The organism is Clostridium sp. CTA-6, assembly GCF_054768115.1.
The window spans coordinates 1-463 of the sequence record NZ_BAAAAU010000038.1 but is presented as its reverse complement, the minus strand read 5'-3'; the positions used below and the strand labels follow the sequence as shown (position 1 = coordinate 463).

Annotated in this window: 1 protein-coding gene; it reads right to left on the bottom strand. The window is 30.0% G+C overall.

From position 1 onward, the window contains the following. The coding region (locus ACYUDJ_RS21380) for a triple tyrosine motif-containing protein (RefSeq protein WP_460290033.1) at nucleotides 1-463 on the bottom strand (463 nt) is incomplete at both ends.

Genomic DNA, 463 nt, shown 5'->3' with positions numbered 1-463 from the left:
CCCTGATTGTGTCTCTACCGTGAATGTTTTCTCTACTCTTCCATCCATACTTGTGTTACTATATTTATCCTTTACATTTACTGCTATTACATATTGTCCATTTTTACTTGGTGTCCAATTTGCATATCTGTCTTCCTTATAGTCCCTTATTTTTGTCCAAACTCCTGTTGATACATCTTTAACCCAAAATTCATATAATACTCCATTCGGACTGCTTGCATAGCCTTTTATTGTATATGTTTTTCCTGATGCTAGCTTTCCATTTGTTATATATTGATCTCCTAACATTATGTCATAGGTTTGTATTGTGGCTTTCCCTGATAAAGGTGCTGATAATGCTTTTGTTTCTTTATATGTATTATTAGTTAATGTATTATTTTCTTCATTTTTTAATACATTATCTTGTATTGTCTGTTCCTGTTGATTTTTAACATATATTTTTAAACTTTTCTCTTCTTTATTA